Below are 21423 nucleotides of genomic sequence, written 5' to 3'. Positions count from 1 at the left end.
ATCAACCCTGTTCAGCTTGTTGTTGTGAGGCGTGCCGGCCCAATGGCCGGAACCATGGCGACAGCACCCAGACCGCGCCCACGCCCGAAAGCATCGTCATGCCGAACGCATGCAGCGCCGGCGTGGAAGACAGTGCGAGCAGCCCGAACGCCAGCAGCGTGCTGGCCGCGCCGAGCACGATGGCGGTCCAGGACACGCCATCGCCGGGATGCTCAAGCAAAAATATGCCGTAATCGACACCTACGCCCAGCAGCAGCGCCAGCGCCAGCACCGAGAACAGCTGCAACGGCACGCCGAGCCACCCCAGCACGGCCACGCTGAAGGCGGCGGCCAGCAGCGTGGGTGCCAGCGCGCGCCAGCCCGCACGGCCATAGCGCCATGCCAGCAGCAGCGCCACGCCGGCGGCGCCGGCCAGCAGCAGCCAGCTCATCAGCACGCGGTAGTGGTGCAGCAGGAAGGACAGATCGGCGATGCGGTCCGCCCATTCGGCGCCCTGTACCGTGTTAACGGCGGTGGCGATGCCAGACATGACTGCCGGATTTTCCAGCCCGCGCAGCAGCATCACGCTGGCGTAGCCGCTGCCCTCGCGGTCCAGCCACAGGTGGCGCAGCGTGCCGGAGACCGGATTGGCCAGCCAGGCGGGCAGCGTCAGCACGGCATCGGCCGGGGACGCCGCCGGCGCGGCAATCGACCCGCCCAGCGTGCGGGCCACCCGCTCGCGCACGGCGGCCTCCTGACGGCCAGCCAGCGCGGCGTCCGCGCGTTGGCGGGCGGCGGACGGCACCCAGTCGGAAATCGCCAGGAAGCCCGCCAGTTCGCCGCGCCGGATGGCCGGCGCCAGCGCGGCCTTGACGGCCTCCTCGCGCGCCAGCACCTCGTCCGGCGTGGCGCCGCGCACCAGCACGAATTGCGCGGGGCTCGGCGTGCCGAGCAGGCGGCCGGTGAGGCGCTGCGCCTCGATCAGCGCCGGCGGTGAGCTTTGCAGCTGGCGCACGTCATCGACAATCCGCAGCTGCCAGATCCCCGGCACGATAAACAGGGCCAGCGCCCCAAGCGCCAGCGCCGTGCGCCGGTCCGCGCGCACGCGCGGCCAGCGGGCGAGGCTCTCGGCCAGCCAGTTCGACACCCGCGTGGGCCGCAGCGCGCCCCGGTCCAGCAGCGGGAACCAGAGCACCACGGTCAGGAAGGCGGCGACCAGCCCCACCGCCGAAAACAGCGCCATCTGGCGCAGCCCCGGGAACGGCGCGATGCCGAGCGCCAGATACGCCACCACGCTCGTTGCCAGCGCCAGCGCCATGCCGGGCAGCAGGTGGCGCATGACCGATGGCGGCGTGGCGCGCGGCAGCGCCTGCCGCGAGACGAAGTAATGGATGCCGAAGTCCTCCGCCACGCCCACCAGACTGGCGCCGAACACCAGCGTAATCAGGTGCACGCGGTCGAAGACGATGGCCGTGGCCGAGATCGCCGCCGCCGTGCCGATGGCCAGCGACAGCCCCACCAGCACGATCGGCCGCAGCGAGCGGAACGCCAGCCAGACCAGCAGCAGCACCGCCGCCAGCGAGCCCCAGCCGATCACGTTCATTTCGAAATTCGCCTGCGCGGCGGCGGCCTCCGCGTGCAGCGGAATGCCGGCGGCCACCACGCGCACATCGGCATCGCCCTGCCGCGCGGCGGCCCCGGCGGTGCGCAGGAGGTCGCTGTAATCGGTACTGCCGCTGACCGAGAACGCCGGCTTGGTGATGTGGTACGTCAGCAGCACCCATTCCTTGCCATCGCCGGACAAGGCGGCCAGCCCGTCGCGCTCCTGCACGCGCGTCACGGCGGCGCGGGAGAGCCACCAGTCCTGCCACAGCCCCAGCGGATCGGCCGCCCAGTCGGTCAGGCGCGGCCCGGTGGAGAGCTGGTAGAGGCGCGTCAGCGCCTGCTGGGCGAGCTGATCCGGATTTCCTTGCTGCAACTGCTGGCGCTGCGCATCGGTCAGCAGGTGGTCGCGCCACGGGCGATAGAAGTCGAGCGCCTTGTCGAAGTCGAACGCGGCGATCTTGTCCACCGGTTGCAGCAGCGTGCCGCCCTGCGCCGTGGCCTGGCTGAAGCGCTGCGCGGCGGCGCGCGTGCGCGCCCAGTCCGGGCTGCCGACAAGCACTACTACCTCCTGCGCCACACTGTCGGCCAGCCGGCGCAGCACGCGGTCCGCCGCCGCCGTACGTTCGCTGGTCGGCAGCAGCGCCATCACGTCCGTATCGAGCCGCGAGCCGCGCCAGAACTGCACCTGATGGGCAATCATGGCCAGCACGATCAGCAGCCAGGCGATGGCCAGCCCACGCGCCAGCCGCGTGATGCCGCCCTGCATCGCCACGCCGCCCGCCACGTTACTCAAAGCGCTGCTCCTCGGCCGGGGTCAGCTTGGCGGCGGCCGCCGGGTCGATCATGCGGACCACGGTGCTGTCGCCGCCGGCTTCCTCGAGCCGCACGTCGCGCACGAACTTGTCGCCGGCCAGCTCGATCCGCGTGAACACGCGCCGCATGCCGGCATCCTTTGGGATCAGCGTCAGCGCCCATCCGGCGCTGCCAACCAGCTTGCCAGTTACGTCGAAGCGCGCGGAGAGCCCGCGCAGGTCGCCACGCAGCACGGCAATCATCGACTCGCCCACCACGCGCATCGCGGGTTGGGATTCGGCCTGCATCTGCTGCTGCACGCTGCCGTCGGCGCCGCGCATCACCAGTTTCTCGGGCGTGACCAGCAGGCTCGACGGGAACGGCTCGCGCGTCTGCCAGACCACGCCACGGCCGCGCGTGAGCACGAAATCGCCGCGCGAGACCAGCGGATTGCTGAAGCCGGACAGCCTGCGCGTCTGCTCGAACTTGCCGCGGATGACCGGCGCGTCGGCCAGCCGTCTGGCCACCGAGGCGAGCAGGTCTTCGGCATGGGCCGGCAGCATAGCCAGCAGCGCCAGCGCGGCGCCCGCGTGCAGCATCTGGCGGCGCCTCATGACGGCACCCCCAGCTTCTCCAGCAGCACCGGCGGGCAGACGTAGAGCATCTCCTGCGTCGTCATGTCCACGGCCACCTGGATCGAGTAGCCCTTGGTCAGGCGCTGGCCAGACGCCGCGTCACGAATCTCGTAGTCGATCTTGAGCCGGTTTTCCCATTCGACGATGGTGGCGCGCACGATCATCTCCTGGCCGTAGACCAGCGGGCGCACGTACTTGACGCGCAGGTCCACCACCGGCCACGCGTAGCCGGAATCGCGCATCTGCGGGTAGTCGTAGCCGATCTGCTGGAGCAGCGCGCAGCGTGCCACCTCGAAGTAGCGCACGTAGTTGCCATGCCAGACCACGTTCATCGGGTCGAGGTCATGGAACGCCGGCGTCAGCGTGATCTCGTGGCTGATAGGTTTGGACATAGGTCTCCGGTGGGCGGCGCGGCCTAGTGCGCGTCCTGGTGCGCGTCCTGGCGACCGGTACGGACCGGATCGTCCGCCCAGAAGTCGTAGAAGTTGAACCAGTCGAATGGCGAGCGCACCAGCAGCGCCTCCAGCCATGCGGCGTAAGTCGTGGCCAGCGCGGTCAGCGCGGCGTCACGGCTCGCCCGTGGGAGCGTCACCGCGCGCGTGAGTTCCGTGAAGCGCAGCAGATGGCCGTCGCCATGGCGCACGCAGCCCATCGCGTACAGCGGGCAGTGCATCAGCCCCGCCAGCACGTATGGGCCCACCGGGAAGCGCGCCGGCGTGCCCAGGAACGGCACGCGCACGGCACGGCCGCCGTGCGCGGGCGCGCGGTCGCCGGCAATCGCCACAAACTCGCCCGCCTGCACCTTGGCCGCCAGCTCCAGCGCCGTGGCGGGCGAAATATCGTCCACCTGATAGAGCTGGAGGCCCGATTTGGGATCGAGCCGCGACAGGATCCGGTTGAAGCGCTCGGCGTGGGCGGTATGCACCAGCACGGTCAGCCGCAGCCCCTGCCGCTGGTTGGCCAGCACCCGGCACAGCTCCAGGCAGCCCATGTGCGCCGTCATGATGATGCCGCCCTGCCCGCTGGCGATCTGGTCCAGCAGCACCTGATGGCCTTCCCGCGTGACGTTGCCGAAGCGGTACTGGCCGCCGATGGACAGCAGCTTGTCCAGCAGCGTGTCGGCGAACGAGAACAGGTGGCGCAGCGTATGGCGCCACGTGGGCCGCCCGCCGACCGCGCCGGCGGTGGCCTCCATGCGCGTGAGGTAGTCCATCGACGCGCGGCGCGCCAGCGGATGCGTGATCCAGTAGTAGGTGACCACCGGGTACAGCACCGCCCGGAACAGCGTGCGGCCGAAGACGCGATAGAGCCCGTACAGGCACCAGACGCCCCAGACGCACGTGGCCTCGCCGATGGTGCTCCAGTGGCGCGATGGCGTGCGGCGCGTGGCGGCGTCAGCCGTACCCCCGGCCTGTGGCTTCGCCGTGCTCATGCGGGCCTCACCTTGCGCCAGAGCAGGCGCGGCAGCCGCCACACCATGCCGAAGAACAGCCGCGTATGCATGCGCGAGATCAGCAGGTTGTCTCGCCACGCCTGGAAATGCGAGACGCCATCGGACGGATACGTCACGCGCGTGGGCACGTTGACGATGCGCACGCCGCGCCAGACCAGATGCACCAGCACCTCGGTGTCGAACTCCATGCGCCGGCCCAGGTCCACCTCACGCATCAGCGCGGTCACCGCCGCCAGCGGGTAGACCCGCAGGCCGCACATCGAATCCTTGATCTGGAACGACAGCGTGTTGATCCAGACCCAGATGTGCGTCAGGTAGCGCGCATAGAGGCGCAGGCGCGGCACCGAATCGTCGTACACCGGGTGGCCGCAGATCATCGCGGCGGGCTGGGCCTGGGCGAGTGCGACGAACTGGGGAATGCAGCCGGCATCGTGCTGGCCATCGGCATCGATCTGCAGCGCGTGCGTGTAGCCGAGCCGCGCCGCTTCCGTGAACCCGGCCATGATCGCCCCGCCCTTGCCCTGATTCACGGACAGGCGGATCAGGCGGGCGCGCTCGGGATGCGCGGCGGCAATCCCGCGCAGCACCTGCTCGCAGGCCGGGCTGCTGCCGTCGTCCACGAGCAGGCACGGCAGCGGGTGCGCGAGGATGGCATCGACCATGGCGCCGATGGCGCCTTCGTGGTCATAGACCGGCACGAGCACAACCGGACGGAACGGCGTCATGGCGTATCGGGATGGGGATGGGGATGAAAGACGATCTTGCCGCTGGCGTGCGGGCCGGTATCCGACGTCAGCCGGAAGCCGAGCGAGAGCGCATCCGGCTGCCACGTCAGCGCCATCCGCACCGTGGTGCCGGGCTGGATCACGGCCTGGAACTTGAGCGTGTCCAGCCGCGCGAAGCGCTCGCGCGGGGGAATCGGCAGGCGCTGGGGCGCCAGCGCCATCACCCAGTCCACCTGGGCCACGCCCGGCACGATCGGGGTATCGGGAAAGTGGCCGTCGAAGATCGCCAGGTCATCGGTCACGTCCAGCGCGGCCGTGGCCGAGGTGGCCGAACTGGCCGAGGTGGCATCGGCCTCCAGCCAGTGCGCGGCCGGCACCGTGCGGCGGAACAGGTCGCGCAGCATGGCTTCGGTGGTCTTGCCCTGCGCGTTGCACGGCAGCGTCGGCACGAAGGCCCAGCGGCGCGGCAGCGCCACCGGGTCCACGGCATCGGCCAGATGCGCGCGCAGCGCGGCGGTCAGCGCGGCGCGGCCATGGGTGTCGAGGATGGCCTGTCCGGCGTCACCCGGCACCACGGCGGCAGCCACGCGGGTGCCGACATCGAGTTCGACCATGACGACCCGCGCCTCGCGCACCAGCGGCGAGGCAGCCAGCCGCTGCTCGATCTGCGTCAGCGAGACACGCTTTTCCTCGATCTTGACGATGCGGTCGGCGCGGCCGGCCAGCACGAAGCTGTCATCCCCGGCAGGCAGCGCGCGGTCCGCGCAGACATACCAGCCGTCATCGGCCAGATGCGGCGAGCGCACGGCCAGGAAGCCGTCCTGCAGGCGCCAGGCGATGCCGGGCAGCGCGGTCCAGCGGTCTGCCTGCACGGCGCGCTGGCGCCAGGCGATGCCGCCGGTCTCGGAGCTGCCGAATACCTCGATGGGCGAGCGGCCGGTGTGGCGCAGCGCGTCGGCGGCGGCCTCGGGCGGGAGCGGCCCGCCGGACGAGAACACCGCTTGCAGCACGGGGCGCGTGGCGGGCCAGTCAAGCCCGTCGGGCATCCGCTTCAGGTGCGCCGGGCTGCTGACCAGCACCGCCGGGCGGGTGTCGCGCGCGCAGGCGCGCACCAGTTCCTCATGGAAGGCCAGCCGCGCGCCGGGCATCGGCCGTCCTGCCGCCAGCGGCCAGAGCACCGTGAACAGCAGGCCGTAGATGTGCTGGTGCGAGACCGTGCTCAGCACGCGCACATCGGCGGGCAGGCGCGCGCCGAAGGCCTGCTGGAGCGTGTGGACCTCGGCATCGAGCTGGGCCAGGCGCTTGTCGATGGCCCCGGGCTCGCCCGTGGAGCCGGAGGTGAACAGCGTCACCCACGTGTCGTGCGTGCCGAGCGGGGGCCAGCCGGCCTCCCCTTCCCCGGGCACTGACACGGGTACGGGGGCTGGCGTCAAGCCGCCCGGCAACTCGCCGGCCCAGCCATCGGCATGGCCGCGCAGCGCCGCGAGCGTCTCCGCGCGGGTATCGCCGGGCAGCACAACATGCTTGCCGGCATGCCACGCGCCGAACAGCGCGGCGGCGAAATCGGCCGTGCCCTCGAAGTACAGCGCCCAGCGCGCGCCCGGCGCCGCCGTGAAGGCTCGGCGCCACGCCGCCACGCTGGCAACGAACGCCGCCGCCTGGGCATTGCCCTGCGCGGCCCGTGCCGCCTGAGTGGTCATCACGGCACCCACGCCGGTGAAGCCCGTGAAGCCCGTGAAACTACTCAGCGCTGGCTCAGTCATGACGATTCTCCGCATGCCGCGCCATGACGCGCTGCCGCACCAGCCATTCGCCGGCGAACATCGCGCCGATCAGGCCATAGGCAATCGCGCCGTTGTACAGCGCCCAGACCCGGTCGCTGGCGGCCAGCGCGGTCACGGCGGCAACCGCGCCATTGCAGATAAAGAACACGCACCAGGCCTGCGTCACCCGGCGCGTATAGGCCACGCCGCTGGGCGGCAGGTTCGGCTCGCGCAGCCGGGCCATGCGCTCCACCAGGGAGGGCGGATGGCGCAGGCTCCAGCCGAACACGCCCAGCATCGCCACGTTCACCAGCACCGGGTAGAGCTTCAGGGGCAGCGCGTGGTCGGAGGCCAGCACGATCAGGGCCAGCCCCGCCGCGAGCACCGCCATCGCCCGCCAGCCGGCCTGGCGGCTGGTGCCGGCACGCAGCAGGGCGAGCGCCACCAGCGCCAGCGCCATCACGCGCGGCGAGAAGTGCTGCAGCCCCAGGTAGATCACCACCGGGTACGACAGCGTCAGCAGCCCCAGCCCCCACTTGCGCCAGGTCATCGGGCGTCAGGCGGTGGCCGGCGAGTCGATCAGCAGCGCAAGCGCCTGCACCACGTCCTGCACGGTGCGCACGGACTTGAACTGCTCGGGCTTGAGCGGCTTGTTCAGCATCGGCTTCAGCTTCACCAGCAGGTCAACGGCGTCGATGCTGTCGATGTCGAGGTCGTCGTACAGCCGCGCCTCGGGCGTGATGCGCTCCGGGGCAATCTCGAAGGTTTCCTCGAGAACCGCCGCCACGCGCGCGAAGATTTCGTCGTGAGTCATGATCTGGCTCCGTATAGCAGTATTGCGATTTCCTCGCGGGTTCAGGCCGGGGCCTGGCCGCGCTGCGACGCCACGAACGCCGCCAGCGCCGAAACACTGGCAAAGCGCGCGCGGATTTCCTCCTTGTCGCCATTCATGGTGATGCCGTAGCGCTTCTGCAGCGCCAGGCCCAGTTCCAGCGCGTCGATGGAATCGAGGCCCAGGCCTTCGATGAACAGCGGCGCGGTGGCGTCGATATCGTCAGCCGCCATGTCCTCGAGGGACAGCGACGAGATGATCAGTTCCTTGATTTCTTGCTCAAGCGCCTGCACGGCGGATCTCCCTGGAGAAAAACTCGGATAGTGATTGGGTCAGGTGGCGCACGGCCATGGCGTCGTCGGTGCCCGGCGCCACCCACTGTGCGGGCGGCACGTCCGGGTGCACGTCGATGACAAAGCGCGGGCGGCGCACCGGCACGTGGTACCACTTCTCGCCCTTGGTCAACGTGGGCGGTTCGCAGCGGATGACCACCGGGGTGAGCGCAAAGCCACCGCGCACGGCCACATTGGCCGCGCCGCGCTGGAGTTGCAGCGGCTGGCCCGGGCGCGTGCGCGTGCCTTCCGGAAAAATGATCAGGTTGTTGCCGGCGCGCAGCGAGGCGATGCAGTCGTCCACCATCGCCGCGCCGCTATCGTTCTGCACCCAGCCGGTGGCCAGCACCGGCCCGCGCGTGAACGGGTTGCGCGCCAGGCCGGACTTCACCACGCAGTCGGCACGGCGCGTCAGCGCCATCAGGAACACCACGTCGATCAGCGACGGATGGTTCGCCACCACCAGCATCCCCTCGCGTTGCAGCCGTTCGGCATGGCGGATTTCGTAGCCGATGACGCCAACGCTGCGCATCAGCCAGAGGAACAGCCGGAAGGCATGATGGATGACATCGCGGCACGCGCGCTGGCGGGTCTCGGTGGACCACGGCAGCAGCGAAAGCGCCGGGAACACCAGCACGCGCAGCAGCAGGCCACCCACGCCGAAGCTCGAGAAGCAGAAGCCGGTGGCACACACGCGCCAGGCGCGGTCGAGGCGTTCAACCATGGCGCTGCCACCTCCAGACTGCGCGTTCGCCGCGGTGGCGCAGCTCGGCGTCGCCGATCAGCATGAATCGCAGCACGTCCAGCGCGTGCGGGAGCACCGGATGGGCGGTGTCGGGGTCCGCCGCCTCGCGCACATGGTCGATGTCGAGCCGGAACACCGGCTCGCCCGGACGCGGCTTGCCGATGCGCCAGGCCCAGCCGAACAGGCAGCCGGGCTCGTCGGCGAACTCGGCATAGGCTTCGGGCAACGGCGCGTCGTAGCAGACCAGCAGCACCTCGTCCGCGCCATCGGCCAGCAGCGCGCAGGCTTCGAAGGCGGCCGTTTCCACGGTGTCGCGGCCAGCGGCCACGGCCTGGAGGTTGGAAGCGTCACCCCGGTCGATCGTGAACAGCGCGCCAATGGCGTTGTGGACGGAGAGGCCGAACGCGGTGGGAGACAGCGGCTCGCCGGCGGCCAGTTCGCTGAGCATGTCGAAGGCGCGGCGGGTGTCGCCGTGGCGCGACGCGAACACGGCGGGCGCGGCGGGCGCGGCGGGCTTGGCGGGTGACTCGTCGGGCGGGAGGGTGTCGTAGGCGGGATGTAGCGCCGCGCGGCCGATGGCATTGACGCGTCGGCGCAACATCGGGGCCATGGCCGCGAGCGCCGGCAGATCCGATCCCTCGGGCAGCCATGGCGCAAGACTCCACGCCTGCCAGGCTTCCGGGGATTGCAATGCCGGCGCACAGGCCGCCCATGCGCGAATTCCGAATTCAATTGCCATGCCGTGCGCGTTGGGTGGAATGTGAGCCCCGCGTCCCCCCGTCGTGCCTGGGGCAACGTTGGCCGCGCGCGCGCGCCGGCCCGCGCGCGACCAACGCACCGGGGGACAGATTCCGTTTTTCCCTGAAATTAGAAGCAAAATCCGTGGATTTCGCCGAAATTAGTTATCGACACCCGGATCTCGCGTATGCCGAGCTAACGGCGGGATTCGGCCTAAGCTGAGCCGCCCAGTCGAGGGGTGTCAGTGGTGCGCGCTCCGGGTGGTCATTCCTAGCAAAAACCGAAATGTTTCAACCCGGCGAACTTCGCCACACGTTTTTTGTCAGGGGCGAATTCTCGCATAAAGCGGCACCCGTAGGAATGGCGCAACCGTAACGATCCTTCGCAAATGTAACGAGGGCGGGCGCGGCTTTTCAGCCGCCCCGCCCTTGTGCAGAGGACGCCCCCGAGGGGCTTTCGATCAAGCCGCCGGCAGGATCTTCCCCGATACCTCGCCAAAGCCAACCCGGTAGCCATCGCCCTGGCACCAGCCGGTCATGGTCACCGTGTCGCCATCTTCCAGGAAGCCGCGCTGCGCGCCGCCGGCCAGCGCCACCGGCTCGGCGCCATTGCGCGTGGTCTCCAGCAGGCTGCCGCAAGAATCCGGCGTGGTGCCGCTGATCGTACCCGAGCCCATCAGGTCGCCCACGCGCACATTGCAGCCAGACACCGTGTGGTGCGCCAGTTGCTGCGCCATGGTCCAGTACATTGCCTTGAAGTTGGTGCGGCAGACCGTGCTGGGCGCCGCGCCGGCCGGTTGCAGCGCCACTTCGAGCGCGATGTCGTAGGCGTTGCGGCCCTGCTGCCGCAGATACGGCAGCGGTTCCGGAGACTGCGCCGGATTGTCACGGCGAAACGGCTCGAGCGCCTCCATCGTCACCACCCATGGCGAGATCGACGTCCCGAACGACTTGCTGTTGAACGGCCCGAGCGGCACGTATTCCCACTGCTGGATGTCGCGCGCGCTCCAGTCGTTGAGGATGACCATGCCGAACATGTGCGCGGGGGCGTCCGCCGTACTGACCGGCTCGCCCAGCGCCGACGCCTTACCGACGATGAACCCCAGCTCAAGCTCGTAGTCGAGCTTGCGGCACGGGCCGAAGGTCGGGCGCGGCTCGTTCGGCAGCTTGGTCTGGCCGTTGGGGCGGCGCAGCGCCGTACCGCTGACCACCACCGAGCTGGCGCGACCGTTGTAGCCGATAGGGATCTCGAGCCAGTTCGGCAGCAGCGCGTTTTCCGGGTCACGGAACATGCGGCCGACGTTGGTCGCGTGCTCGCGCGACGAATAGAAATCGGTGTAGCCCGGAATCTCGACCGGCAGGTGCAGCGTCACCCCCGCCATCGGCACCAGGGCCTGGGCGCGCAGCGCCGCGTTATCGCGCAGCGCGGCATCTTCGCCGGAGAGCAGCGCCGTCAGCCGGGCGCGGGTGGCCTGCCACACGGGCTGGCCCAGCGCGATAAAGCGATTGAGGCTGGCCGACGCAAACGCGCCCTTGGCCGCCGCCGGCAGCAGGCCGGCATCGTCGAGCGCGGCAAGGTCCAGAACCTGGTCGCCAATCGCCACGCCCACACGCGGGGTCTGGCCGTTTGCCGAGAACAGGCCGTACGGCAGGTTCTGGATCGGGAAATGGGTCTGGCCGTCGTTGGCCGATTCGACCCAGCTGGTGGCACGCGTTTGCACGCCGGTATTGGGGGCAGTCATCTTGGGAATCTTCCGTAAATCAGCGCACGTTCGGGTTGAAATGCTTCTTCAGGCCTTGCCAGCAGGTGTAGTAGTCATGCTGGAGCAGCGCCGACTGGGCCGCGTACGGCGTCGGGCGGATCACGCCCGGCGTCTCGAACATGAAGGCCATGGTGTCGGTGATGTGGTGCGGCTGGCTCGTGTCGGCCCTGGAGGCCCGCTCGAAGGTCTCCGCATCGGGGCCATGGCCGCTCATGCAGTTGTGCAGGCTGGCGCCACCCGGCGCGAAACCATCGGCCTTGGCATCGTACACGCCTGAAATCAGGCCCATGAACTCGCTCGCCACGTTGCGGTGGAACCAGGGCGGGCGGAACGTGTTCTGCGCGGGCAGCCAGCGGGGGCCGAAGATCACGAAGTCGATGGTGTCCACGCCCGGCGTATCCGACGGGGACTGCAGCACGAGGAAGATCGACGGGTCCGGATGGTCGTAGCTGATCGATCCGATCGTGTTGAAACGGCGCAGATCGTACTTGTACGGCGCGTAATTGCCGTGCCACGCCACCACATCGAGCGGCGAATGGTCGATCTCGGCCTGCCAGAGATTGCCCTGGAACTTGGCGACGAGCTCGAACTTTCCCTCGCGATCCTCGTAGCTCGCCACCGGCGTCAGGAAATCACGCGGATTGGCCAGCCCGTTCGAGCCGATTACGCCGAGGTCCGGCAGCTTGAACAGCGCGCCGTAGTTCTCGCAGATATAGCCGCGCGCGGTGCCGTCCGGCAGGTCGACGCGGAAGCGCACGCCACGCGGAATCACAACGATCTCCTGCGGTTCCACCGCCAGCCGGCCCATTTCCGTCGACAACAGCAGGCGGCCCTGCTGCGGCACGATCAGCATCTCGCCATCGGCGTTGTAGAAGTAGCGGTCCTGCATCGACTGGTTGGCCAGGTACAGGTGGATGCCGCAACCGGTCATCGCTTCCGGGCTGCCATTACCGGCCATCGTCACGATGCCGTCGATAAAGTCGGTCGGCACGGTCGGCATGGCCGGCGGGCTCCAGCGCATCTGGTTCGGCGACGGCGGCACTTCGTCAAATCGGCTCAGCCAGCGGCCCGGCTCCAGACGGCTGAACGGCTGGTGCATGGCGGCCGGGCGGATGCGGTACAGCCACGCGCGGCGGTTGTGGGGGCGCGGCGCCGTGAAGGCGGTGCCCGAGATCTGCTCGGCATACAGGCCATAGGGCGCGCGCTGGGGTGAGTTCTGGCCCACGGGCAACGCGCCGGGCAGTGCCTCCGTGGCGAATTCGTTGGCGAAGCCGGACAGATAGCCCGCCGCCGAGGCGTCCGCCATCGCTTCGTTCAGTTGAGTCTGGGTCATGAAGTCTCCTCTCGGGCCCCGGATTGCATTCGCCGCAGCGACGAATTACGAATTGTGAAATCAGTTTCCCATATCGTAATGATGGTGGACGGACGTGTCAAACCGGGGGCGACCCTAGGTCGTTCCTAGGATGACAATAGGTGACCCGGCGGCGTGTGGCAGCGCGGACGATGGAAACGAGAAGCGGAAATCAGAAGACCGTGCACGAAGATGTGCACGGAAACGCACGCGGCACGAAGGCTGCGGCGGGAGATCGCGGGCGCGATCGGCATGAAGGACCGGGCATTGCCAGCGCGGCCGATCGGCCGCGCCAGAAATGCCCGGTGGACTTGCTATCCGAGGACCATGCGGGCGGGTGCCCCCAGGTCTACGGACTGGCGGTGTTACATGGGCTTGTGGCCCTCCCCGGTGCTGGGTCCGGAACCGAACCCGCCCTGCCCCTGCGGCGTAGCCGCGGGAGCCGAGCCGGCCGGCTGGCCGGCCATCGAGGCTGCTGTAACGCCGCCATTGCGGCTGGCGATGAATGCGTTGACGTCGGCTGCCAGATGCTGCGGGGCCAATACCACTTCCAGCCCCAGCGCCTCACAGGCCGCCAGGAACGTGGACATGCGTGGATCGGCTTGTCCCGATTCCGCCCGAAGATAGGCTTCCCGGGAAATTCCCGCCTTACGGGCGACGTCCTCCTGCTTGAGCTTGCGCGCTCGACGCAACGCCCGCAGTTGCCGGAACGGTTCGCTAGCGCCTCTTGGCACGGCTGTACTGTTCATGTCGGTCTCCAGTCACCAGTGAAAAAAAAGTGCGCGGACGTGCATTCGAGTATAGAGCACGTAAAGGGTTCCGTAAGGTCATGTTTGGAACACTTTTACAGATTTCTTATGATGGCCTGATCTCGCCTGCCGGAACCTCCTCCAAAAGGCGGATACAGCACAACTTCCTCTTCCCGCCTCCTCATAACGACAACGCACGCTTTGCGTTGACGTCACTTCAGTATCAACGATGTGTGGAATAAGGCAAGTTGACAAACCGACCGGTCGTGCTATTCTCCACCTCATGCAAAAAGGCCAGCTCACCCGTACCGCCATCATCGAACAGGCACTCGCCTCCGCCGCGCGCGTGGGCTTCGAGCAGCTTTCGCTTGCCACGCTGGCGGCGGACACCCATATGTCGAAGAGCGGGCTCTACGCGCACTTCCGTTCGAAGGAAGCGCTGCAGGAGGCCGTGCTCGAGCGCGCGGCGGAGCGCTTCAACGATGTTGTCGTACGTCCGGCGATGCGCCAGCCGCGCGGCGCGCGCCGCCTGCAGGGGCTGTTCGATGGCTATATGGACTGGCTCGGCGCCACGGTGACCGAGGGGCGCTGCCTCTTCATGGCGCTCTCCCAGGAGTACCGTGACAAGCCCGGCGTCATTCGTGACAGGGTTGTGCAGGCCTTCAAGGACTGGCACAGCACCATCTGCCGCGTGATCACCGACGCCGTGGAGGAAGGCGATCTCCGCGCCGATGTGGACCCGCGCCAGTTCGCGTTCGAGATGGCCGGCATTGGCATGTCCTTCCAGACATCGTTCAAGTTGATGGCGCGCAGCGATGCCGAGGCGATGGCCCGGCGCGCGTTCGCCCGGCTGCTCGACGACGCCCGGATCACGCGGGAAACCGCCCCGGCAGACGCCTGAAACGGCTCGCCAACGGCTTCACACCCCTGCGTTCCCGGGCACGGACGCAGTGTGTCAGACGGCATTTTCGTCGTCATTTATTGCCCAAAAAATAGCACGACTGGTCGGTCGTGAATCATAAAAAAACAGGCGGGAAGCCAGTGAACCTGGCCGATTTCGCCGGCAAGCCATCGGTTGGAGGTGTTCGCCGTGCCGCAAGTGCTGTTTTCCTCATCCACACCACGCGCCGCCGGGTCACATCATGTGACGCAAGCGGAACCCGTTTCCATCGTCCGCGCGGGGCCGCCCGTGTGGCTCAGGCTGCGGTGGCAAGCCGCGAGCCTCCTCCATCCGGCGGGCACCGCCCGCGCCCTGGAGCGCCTATGGTTCACGCCGCCCCGGGCCAGGTCCAGCCCCGATGCGCTGCGCCTGCTCGACGCGGCGCGCAGCGAATGGGCGCTCGTCACTGGCCAGGGTGCCAGCCGGCGCGTGCGCGTCTATCGCTGGGGCACCGAAGGGCCGGTGGTCCTGCTTGCCCATGGCTGGGGCGGTCATGCCGGCCAATGGCATGCGCTGGTCCATGCGCTGCTGGGCGCCGGGATGCGCGTGGTGGCCTTCGATGCGCTGTCTCATGGCGCCTCCGATGCCGGCGCACGCGGGCCAAACCAGACTTCCTTGCTGGAGATGGCACGCTCGCTGCTGGCTGTAGCGTGGCAGGTGGGACCAGTCCACGCGGTGGTCGGTCATTCCCTCGGGGGAGCCGCCGCCGCGCAGGCGATACGCGAAGGCTTGCCGGTGCGCGGCGCGGTGATGATCGGCTCGCCGGCCGATATGGGCGAATCCTGCGCCGCCCTTGCCTGGCAGCTCGGCATCGCGCCGGGCATCCTCGCACGCATGCGGCAACAGAGCGAACAGTGGCTCGGCACGTCCTGGGCGACGTTCAACGTGCCCGATGTGGGCCGCACGCGGCCGGTGCCGCCCGCGCTGGTGATCCATGACCGCGACGACAAGGAAGTGCGCTGGGAAGACGGCGCCGCCATCGCCGGGGCGTGGCCGGCGGCGCGGCTGGTGACCACCACCGGCCTCGGCCATCGGCGCATCCTCCAGGACAAGGCCGTGGCGGGCGAAGTCATCAGCTTCGTGGCGGGGCTGGCTGGCGAGAATGCCGTGCGGAGCCTGGCACGCGCGGTGGCTGCGCGCCCTCTCAGCTAACCCCCTTCCATATAGACAAACTAAGGGCCGCGCGCTGCGTCAGCAGCCCCGGCCCTCGTTTATGGTGCGCCCGCAACTTGGCGGTTAATTGCAGATTAGAACCCGGACAGCACCAGCTTGCCGATGGTCTGGCCACCTTCCAGCTGCGCGTGGGCGCGGCGCAGGTTCGCTGCGTTGATCGTGCCGAGGTTCTCGCCCACCGTGGTTTGCAGGCGTCCGGCATCGATCAGCCGCGCCACCTCGTTGAGCAGGCGATGCTGCGCGATCATGTCCGGCGTGCCGAACATCGCGCGCGTAAACATGAATTCCCAGACGAACGTCGCACTCTTGCTCTTCAGCGCGCCCACCGGCAGCTCGCCCGCGTTCTCGACGATCGAGCAGATCTTGCCCTGCGGCGCGATGGCTTCGGCCATCGCGTTGAAGTGGCGGTCCGTGTCGTTGAAGCAGAGGATGAAATCCACCGCGTCAAACCCGAGTTTGCGCAGTTGCGCGGGGATGTCGGCACGATGGTCGATGATATGATCGGCACCCAGGCGGCGGCACCAGGCTTCCGACTCCGGCCGCGAGGCCGTGGCGATGACCGTCAGCCCCGCCAGCACCTTGGCCAGCTGGATGCCGATGGAGCCCACGCCCCCTGCCCCGCCGATAATCAGCACCGAACGGCCGGCATCGTCGCCCTTCGGCGAGACGCCCAGGCGATCGAACAGCGCTTCCCAGGCCGTGATGGCCGTCAGCGGCAACGCGGCGGCATTGGGAAAGTCCAGCGATGCCGGCTTATGGCCGACGATGCGTTCATCCACGAGGTGGAATTCGCTGTTGGCGCCGGGCCGCGTGATGCTGCCTGCGTAGAACACCGGGTCGCCGACCTTGAACAGCGTCACGTCCGGGCCCACGGCGGCCACGGTGCCAGCGGCATCCCAGCCCAGCACGCGCGGCGCATCTTCCACCTTGTCCTTGGGCGCGCGGACCTTGGTGTCCACCGGGTTCACGGCAATCGCCTCCACCTTGACCAGCAGGTCGTGGCCCGAGGCGGCCGGCTTGTCGATCTCCACGTCCACCAGCGCCTGGGGGTCGCTGATCGGCAGGTAACGGGTCAGTCCAATGGCTTTCATTGCAGGCATCCTTTCCAACAGTTCGAGGGGATGCCTGCATCCTAACCGTTTCGGATTGCCCTGATTAGCCGAATGAATCCGCAATCACTTTCACGAATTTTCGGAAAATCATCCGGGCAAGGCCAGGGCGCCGGTCAGCGAATCCAGAATCTGCCCGCCGCCGAAGCTCAGCTGCTCGGGCACCGCGCCGCCCAGCGTCATCCGGATCGCGCAGTACTTGAACTCCGGAATCTTGCCGAACGGGTCGAGCGCCGGGTTGGTCAGCTTGTTGATGGCCGCCTCGTAGTAGCAGAACGGCACGAACACGGCGCCGCGCGGGGTGCCATCGTCGGCGCGCGCGTAGAGCATCACCTGCCCGCGCCGGGACGTCAGCGTGACCACGTCGCCGGGCTTGCCGCCGAGCGCCGCCAGATCGAGCGGATGGACCAGTGCCACCGGATCCGGCTCGATGGCGTCGAGCACGCCGGCGCGGCGCGTCATGCTGCCCGTATGCCAGTGCTCGAGCTGTCGGCCCGTGATCAGGACCGTCGGATATTCCTGATCCGGACGCTCTGCCGCCGGGATGATGTCCGCCGGCACGAAGCGCCCGCGTCCGCCAACGGTCGGGAACGTCTCCGTAAAAATCACCGGCTCGCCGGGATCTCCCTCCGTCTCGCAGGGATAGGTCACTGCATGCTCGCGCTGGAGCCGCGCCCACGTCATGCCGGCGATGCTCGGCATCGCATGTCGCATTTCGTCGAAAACCAAGGCCACGGGCGCCGCATCGCGGGTGGCATGCCCATAGTCCCAGGGCAGCCCGAGCCGCGCGGCCAGCTCGCACAGGATCCACAGGTCCTGGCGTGCCTGCCCGGGCGGGTCGATCGCCTGCCGGCCCAGTTGCACCGTGCGGTCCGTATTGGTGAAGGTGCCAGTCTTCTCGGGGAAGGCCGAGGCGGGCAGCACCACATCGGCCAGGCAGGCGGTCTCGGTCAGGAAAATGTCCTGCACCACCAGATGGTCGAGCGCGGCCAGCGCCTCGCGCGCGTGCTGCGCATCCGGGTCCGACATCGCCGGGTTCTCGCCCATGATGTACATGCCGCGCACGGTGCCTGCCTCGATGGCCTGCATGACCTCCACCACGGTCAGGCCCGGCTGCTTGTCCAGCGGCATGCCCCACAGCGCCTCGAAGGCGGCGTTGGCGGCCGGGTCATCCACGCGCCGGTAGTCCGGATACATCATCGGGATCAGCCCCGCGTCGGACGCGCCCTGCACGTTGTTCTGGCCGCGCAGCGGATGCAAACCCGTGCCCGGCCGGCCGATCTGGCCCGTCATCAGCGCCAGCGCGATCAGGCAGCGCGCGTTGTCCGTGCCATGCACGTGCTGGGACACGCCCATGCCCCACAGGATCATCGATCCCTTCGAGGTGGCGTAGAGCCGGGCCACCTCGCGGATGGTTTCCGCGTCGATGCCGCAGACCGGGGCCATGAGCTCAGGGCTGTACGGGGCCACATTGGCCGCCAGCGCCTCGTAGCCGGACGTGCGCGCGGCAATGAATTCGGGATCGACAAGCCCTTCCTCCACAATCACATGCATCATCGCGTTCAGCAGTGCCACGTCGGTATCGGCCTGGAACTGCAGGAACCGGTGCGCAAAGCGCGACAGGTCAGATCGACGCGGATCGGCGACGATGAGCTTGGTACCGTTGCGCACCGCGTTCTTGATCCAGGTGGCTGCCACCGGATGGTTGACCGTGGGATTGGCGCCGATCAGCAGCACCACCTCGGCCTTGCCCACGTCCATCACCGGATTGGACACCGCCCCCGAGCCGATTCCTTCGAGCAGCGCCGCCACCGATGACGCATGACACAGCCGCGTGCAGTGATCGACGTTGTTGCTGCCAAACCCGGTCCGCACGAGCTTCTGGAACAGATAGGCTTCCTCGTTGCTACCCTTGGCCGAACCAAACCCGGCCAGCGCACGGCCACCCAGCGTGTCCCGGATGCGCGCAAGGCCGCCGGCGGCCAGGGCCAGGGCCTCTTCCCAGGTTGCTTCCCGGAACACCTCCATCACGCGATCGGGGTCCAGCACCATGTCGCCGGACTTGGCCACCCCTTCGCGCCGCACCAGCGGCACTGTCAGCCGGTGTGGATGCTGGGCGTAGTCGAAACCGTAACGCCCCTTCACGCAGAGCCGGTTGTGATTGGCCGGGCCGTCGCGCCCTTCCACGAACAGGATGCGGTTGTCCTTGACGTGGTACGTCAGCTGGCAGCCCACGCCGCAATACGGGCAGACCGAATCCACCTCGCGGTCGGGCACGGCCAGCGCCACATTGCGCGCCGGCATCAGCGCGCCGGTCGGGCAGGCCTGCACGCACTCGCCGCAGGCCACGCAGGTGCTGGCGCCCATCGGGTCGGCCATATCGAAGACGATGCGGGCATGATCGCCGCGAAATGCCAGCCCGATCACGTCATTGGCCTGTTCGTCGCGGCAGGCGCGCACGCAGCGCGTGCACTGGATGCAGGCATCGAGGTTGACCGCGATGGCGGGGTGCGACAGATCGGCCGGCACCGCCTCGCGCGGGGCAAAGCGTGGCTTGCCGACTTCGAGCCGGGCCGACCACTGATCAAGTTCACTATGGCGCGTGTACGCGGTCTCCGGCATGTCGGACTGCAGCAGTTCCAGCACCATGCGCTGCGCGCGCCGGGCGCGCTCGGAGTCCGTGTGCACCGTCATGCCATTGGCCGGCGCGCGGCAGCAGGACGGCGCCAGCACGCGTTCCCCGTCGATCTCGACCATGCAGGCGCGGCAGTTGCCGGCGGTATCCAGCCCATCCTTGTAGCAAAGATGCGGAATCTCGATGCCTTCCCGGCGCGCCACCTGCAGCAGCGACTCCCCGGGGCGGGCGGTCACCTCCCGGCCATCGAGCCGGAAGGTGACCTCGGTGTCGGACGACGCCTGGACGAGCGCGACTTCAGCGCGGGTCAGTGCATTCATGGCTGGCCCTCCTGAGCGACGGGTGCGACGGCAGTCACCGGCGCGAGTTCATGCGGGAAGTAGCGGATCACGCAATCCACGGGATTCGGCGCGGCCTGCCCCAGCCCGCAGATCGACGCATCGCGCATCACCGCGGACAGGTCAGCCAGCGCGGCCAGGTCCCAGGCCGCTGCCGGCTGGCGGATCAGGTCGAGCGCCTTGGCCGTGCCCACGCGGCACGGCGTGCATTGGCCGCAGGACTCGTCGCGGAAGAAATGCATCAAATTGCGCGCGGCATCGACGGCCCGGTCGTGGTCGGACAGCACCACGATGGCCGCCGAGCCAATAAAGCAGCCATGTGGCTGCAACGTGTCGAAATCGAGCGGAACATCGCCCATCGCCGCCGGCAGGATGCCGCCCGAGGCCCCACCCGGCAGGTAGCCGTAGAAGGCGTGGCCGTCCAGCATGCCGCCGCAGTATTCGTCGATCAATTCACGCACGGTGATACCGGCCGGCGCCAGATGCACGCCGGGGCGGCGCACCCGGCCAGACACCGAAAACGAGCGCAGGCCCTTGCGGCCATGCCGGCCCTGCCCTGCGAACCATTCGGGGCCGCGCTCCACGATCTCGCGCACCCAATACAGCGTCTCGAAGTTGTGCTCGAGCGTTGGCCGGCCAAACAGCCCGACCTGCGCTACATAGGGCGGGCGCAGCCGGGGCATGCCACGCTTGCCCTCGATCGATTCGATCATGGCCGACTCTTCACCGCAGATATACGCGCCGGCACCCCGGCGCAGATGGATCTCGGGCAGGCCGGGCACCGGCGGCGCGGCGCGCAGTTGCGCCAGCGCCTCGGTCAGCACGGCGCGGCAGCCCGCGTACTCATCGCGCAGGTAGATATAGATGGCGGCCACGCCGGTCACGCGCGCAGCCACCAGCATGCCCTCCAGGAAGCGATGCGGATCGCGCTCCAGGTAGACGCGGTCCTTGAACGTGCCCGGCTCGCCTTCGTCGATATTGACGGCCATCAGGCGTGGCGCCGGCTCGGCCCGGACGATGCGCCATTTGCGGCCAGTGGGAAAGCCCGCCCCGCCGAGCCCGCGCAGGCCGGAGTTCTCCATCACGGCGATCAGCGCGTCCGCGTCGGTCTCGCCCTGCTCCAGCGCCTGCAACAGGCGATAGCCGCCCTGGGCGCGATAGTCGTCATAGCTGAGATAGGGCTCGGGGTCATGCCGGACGGTGCCGGCCTCCACGCAGGCCTGCACGGCGGCGGGGGTGGCGGCGTCCACCGGATGCTGGCCCACCAGCACGGCCGGCGCCCGCTCGCAACGGCCGATGCAGGGTGCGGCGAGCACGCGGACATCGGTGCCAAGCAGCGCCGGTAGTCGCTCCAGCAGCGAGGTCGCCCCCGCCATCTCGCAGGCAATGCCCTCGCAGACGCGCACGGTCAGCGCCTGCGGGGCGGCGATGTGGCCATCGGCGTCCTCTCGGACAATATCGAAATGGTGATAGAAACTGGCCACCTCGAAGACCTCGGTCTGGGCCATGCGCATTTCCTGCGCCAGTGCGGCCAGATGGGGCGTGGCCAGCTGGCCGAAGTGGTCCTGGATGGCGTGCAGATGCTCGATCAGCAGGTCTCGGCGGCGCGGGGCATCGCCCAGCAGCTGGCGCACCTCGGACAGTGCCGCCGGGTCCACCTGCCGGCCCTTGGGCTGGCGGCGTTTGCGCTCGCGGCCTCCGCCCTCCACCACAATCGGAATCACAACCTGGTTCATGGGGAATCCTGTGGGTTGTTGTCTTGCTCGT

At 68.6% G+C, this 21423-nt stretch carries 19 protein-coding genes; 2 read left to right on the top strand and 17 right to left on the bottom strand.

Translation table 11 applies throughout. The features are described from left to right. Position 1: 1 nt before the first annotated feature. From SB751_RS13085 to SB751_RS13020, 14 genes are all read right to left on the bottom strand, one after another. Entirely contained in the window at positions 2-2368 is a 2367-nt protein-coding gene (locus SB751_RS13085) for an MMPL family transporter (protein ID WP_246118936.1), read from the bottom strand. Between the two features lies 1 nt (position 2369). Beyond that, a complete protein-coding gene (locus tag SB751_RS13080; RefSeq protein ID WP_410748109.1) occupies positions 2370-2975 on the bottom strand; it encodes an outer membrane lipoprotein carrier protein LolA in 606 nt (201 codons plus the stop codon). Positions 2976-2986: 11 nt separating this feature from the next. Further along, positions 2987-3403, bottom strand: a complete 417-nt coding sequence (locus SB751_RS13075) for an acyl-CoA thioesterase (protein ID WP_144197102.1) — start codon at positions 3401-3403, stop codon at positions 2987-2989. A 23-nt stretch (positions 3404-3426) separates the two neighbouring features. Next, positions 3427-4443 (bottom strand): acyltransferase, encoded by a 1017-nt coding sequence (locus SB751_RS13070; RefSeq protein ID WP_250025912.1) that lies wholly within the window; start codon positions 4441-4443, stop codon positions 3427-3429. Further along, a complete protein-coding gene (locus SB751_RS13065) occupies positions 4440-5189 on the bottom strand; it encodes a glycosyltransferase family 2 protein (protein ID WP_144197100.1) in 750 nt (249 codons plus the stop codon). The genes SB751_RS13070 and SB751_RS13065 overlap by 4 nt, the downstream gene beginning before the upstream one ends. Further along, entirely contained in the window at positions 5186-6952 is a 1767-nt protein-coding gene (locus SB751_RS13060; protein WP_246118930.1) for an AMP-binding protein, read from the bottom strand. Before SB751_RS13060 ends, SB751_RS13065 begins: the two co-directional genes overlap by 4 nt. Further along, positions 6945-7502 (bottom strand): hypothetical protein, encoded by a 558-nt coding sequence (locus SB751_RS13055; RefSeq protein WP_144197099.1) that lies wholly within the window; start codon positions 7500-7502, stop codon positions 6945-6947. Before SB751_RS13055 ends, SB751_RS13060 begins: the two co-directional genes overlap by 8 nt. Before the next feature lie 6 nt (positions 7503-7508). Then, positions 7509-7766 carry an acyl carrier protein gene (locus SB751_RS13050; RefSeq protein WP_092299795.1) on the bottom strand — a complete coding sequence of 86 codons (258 nt, stop codon included), beginning with the start codon at positions 7764-7766 and terminating at the stop codon, positions 7509-7511. A 41-nt stretch (positions 7767-7807) separates the two neighbouring features. Beyond that, positions 7808-8077, bottom strand: a complete 270-nt coding sequence (locus SB751_RS13045; protein WP_144197098.1) for a phosphopantetheine-binding protein — start codon at positions 8075-8077, stop codon at positions 7808-7810. Continuing rightward, complete coding sequence (locus SB751_RS13040) at positions 8064-8840, bottom strand: lysophospholipid acyltransferase family protein (protein ID WP_144197097.1); 777 nt, start codon at positions 8838-8840, stop codon at positions 8064-8066. Before SB751_RS13040 ends, SB751_RS13045 begins: the two co-directional genes overlap by 14 nt. Continuing rightward, positions 8833-9600, bottom strand: coding sequence for a beta-ketoacyl synthase chain length factor (locus tag SB751_RS13035; RefSeq protein WP_144197096.1), 768 nt, complete (start codon positions 9598-9600; stop codon positions 8833-8835). The genes SB751_RS13040 and SB751_RS13035 overlap by 8 nt, the downstream gene beginning before the upstream one ends. Before the next feature lie 459 nt (positions 9601-10059). Next, positions 10060-11340 (bottom strand): fumarylacetoacetase, encoded by a 1281-nt coding sequence (gene fahA / locus SB751_RS13030; protein ID WP_144197095.1) that lies wholly within the window; start codon positions 11338-11340, stop codon positions 10060-10062. A 19-nt stretch (positions 11341-11359) separates the two neighbouring features. Beyond that, positions 11360-12694, bottom strand: coding sequence for a homogentisate 1,2-dioxygenase (gene hmgA / locus SB751_RS13025; protein WP_211942830.1), 1335 nt, complete (start codon positions 12692-12694; stop codon positions 11360-11362). Between the two features lie 383 nt (positions 12695-13077). Next, positions 13078-13461 (bottom strand): helix-turn-helix domain-containing protein, encoded by a 384-nt coding sequence (locus SB751_RS13020; RefSeq protein WP_144197093.1) that lies wholly within the window; start codon positions 13459-13461, stop codon positions 13078-13080. 283 nt (positions 13462-13744) lie between these two features. On the opposite strand from SB751_RS13020, the gene SB751_RS13015 reads away from it, so the two are divergent. Both SB751_RS13015 and SB751_RS13010 read left to right on the top strand, forming a co-directional pair. Beyond that, positions 13745-14362 carry a TetR/AcrR family transcriptional regulator gene (locus SB751_RS13015; protein ID WP_144197092.1) on the top strand — a complete coding sequence of 206 codons (618 nt, stop codon included), beginning with the start codon at positions 13745-13747 and terminating at the stop codon, positions 14360-14362. 288 nt (positions 14363-14650) lie between these two features. Continuing rightward, complete coding sequence (locus tag SB751_RS13010) at positions 14651-15553, top strand: alpha/beta fold hydrolase (RefSeq protein ID WP_244844531.1); 903 nt, start codon at positions 14651-14653, stop codon at positions 15551-15553. Between the two features lie 95 nt (positions 15554-15648). On the opposite strand, the gene SB751_RS13005 is transcribed toward SB751_RS13010, so the two are convergent. From SB751_RS13005 to SB751_RS12995, 3 genes are all read right to left on the bottom strand, one after another. Continuing rightward, positions 15649-16665, bottom strand: a complete 1017-nt coding sequence (locus SB751_RS13005; protein ID WP_144197090.1) for a zinc-binding alcohol dehydrogenase family protein — start codon at positions 16663-16665, stop codon at positions 15649-15651. A 108-nt stretch (positions 16666-16773) separates the two neighbouring features. Further along, a complete protein-coding gene (fdhF, locus tag SB751_RS13000; protein WP_144197089.1) occupies positions 16774-19638 on the bottom strand; it encodes a formate dehydrogenase subunit alpha in 2865 nt (954 codons plus the stop codon). Then, positions 19635-21392 (bottom strand): NADH-ubiquinone oxidoreductase-F iron-sulfur binding region domain-containing protein, encoded by a 1758-nt coding sequence (locus tag SB751_RS12995; RefSeq protein WP_144197088.1) that lies wholly within the window; start codon positions 21390-21392, stop codon positions 19635-19637. Before SB751_RS12995 ends, fdhF begins: the two co-directional genes overlap by 4 nt. Between the last annotated feature and the right edge of the window lie 31 nt (positions 21393-21423).

Origin of the sequence: Cupriavidus sp. SIMBA_020 (genome assembly GCF_046535395.1) — a bacterium.
Taxonomy (GTDB): Bacteria; Pseudomonadota; Gammaproteobacteria; order Burkholderiales; family Burkholderiaceae; genus Cupriavidus; species Cupriavidus campinensis.
This window is presented reverse-complemented; position numbering and strand designations above follow the sequence as displayed.

Coding starts and splice junctions, on each gene's coding strand:
- SB751_RS13080 (WP_410748109.1), bottom strand. CDS start 2,975: ATGCTGCACGCGGGCGCCGCGCTGGCGCTGCTGGCTATGCTGCCGGCC.
- SB751_RS13075 (WP_144197102.1), bottom strand. CDS start 3,403: ATGTCCAAACCTATCAGCCACGAGATCACGCTGACGCCGGCGTTCCAT.
- SB751_RS13070 (WP_250025912.1), bottom strand. CDS start 4,443: ATGAGCACGGCGAAGCCACAGGCCGGGGGTACGGCTGACGCCGCCACG.
- SB751_RS13065 (WP_144197100.1), bottom strand. CDS start 5,189: ATGACGCCGTTCCGTCCGGTTGTGCTCGTGCCGGTCTATGACCACGAA.
- SB751_RS13060 (WP_246118930.1), bottom strand. CDS start 6,952: ATGACTGAGCCAGCGCTGAGTAGTTTCACGGGCTTCACGGGCTTCACC.
- SB751_RS13055 (WP_144197099.1), bottom strand. CDS start 7,502: ATGACCTGGCGCAAGTGGGGGCTGGGGCTGCTGACGCTGTCGTACCCG.
- SB751_RS13050 (WP_092299795.1), bottom strand. CDS start 7,766: ATGACTCACGACGAAATCTTCGCGCGCGTGGCGGCGGTTCTCGAGGAA.
- SB751_RS13040 (WP_144197097.1), bottom strand. CDS start 8,840: ATGGTTGAACGCCTCGACCGCGCCTGGCGCGTGTGTGCCACCGGCTTC.
- SB751_RS13035 (WP_144197096.1), bottom strand. CDS start 9,600: ATGGCAATTGAATTCGGAATTCGCGCATGGGCGGCCTGTGCGCCGGCA.
- fahA (WP_144197095.1), bottom strand. CDS start 11,340: ATGACTGCCCCCAATACCGGCGTGCAAACGCGTGCCACCAGCTGGGTC.
- hmgA (WP_211942830.1), bottom strand. CDS start 12,694: ATGACCCAGACTCAACTGAACGAAGCGATGGCGGACGCCTCGGCGGCG.
- SB751_RS13020 (WP_144197093.1), bottom strand. CDS start 13,461: ATGAACAGTACAGCCGTGCCAAGAGGCGCTAGCGAACCGTTCCGGCAA.
- SB751_RS13015 (WP_144197092.1), top strand. CDS start 13,745: ATGCAAAAAGGCCAGCTCACCCGTACCGCCATCATCGAACAGGCACTC.
- SB751_RS13005 (WP_144197090.1), bottom strand. CDS start 16,665: ATGAAAGCCATTGGACTGACCCGTTACCTGCCGATCAGCGACCCCCAG.
- fdhF (WP_144197089.1), bottom strand. CDS start 19,638: ATGAATGCACTGACCCGCGCTGAAGTCGCGCTCGTCCAGGCGTCGTCC.
- SB751_RS12995 (WP_144197088.1), bottom strand. CDS start 21,392: ATGAACCAGGTTGTGATTCCGATTGTGGTGGAGGGCGGAGGCCGCGAG.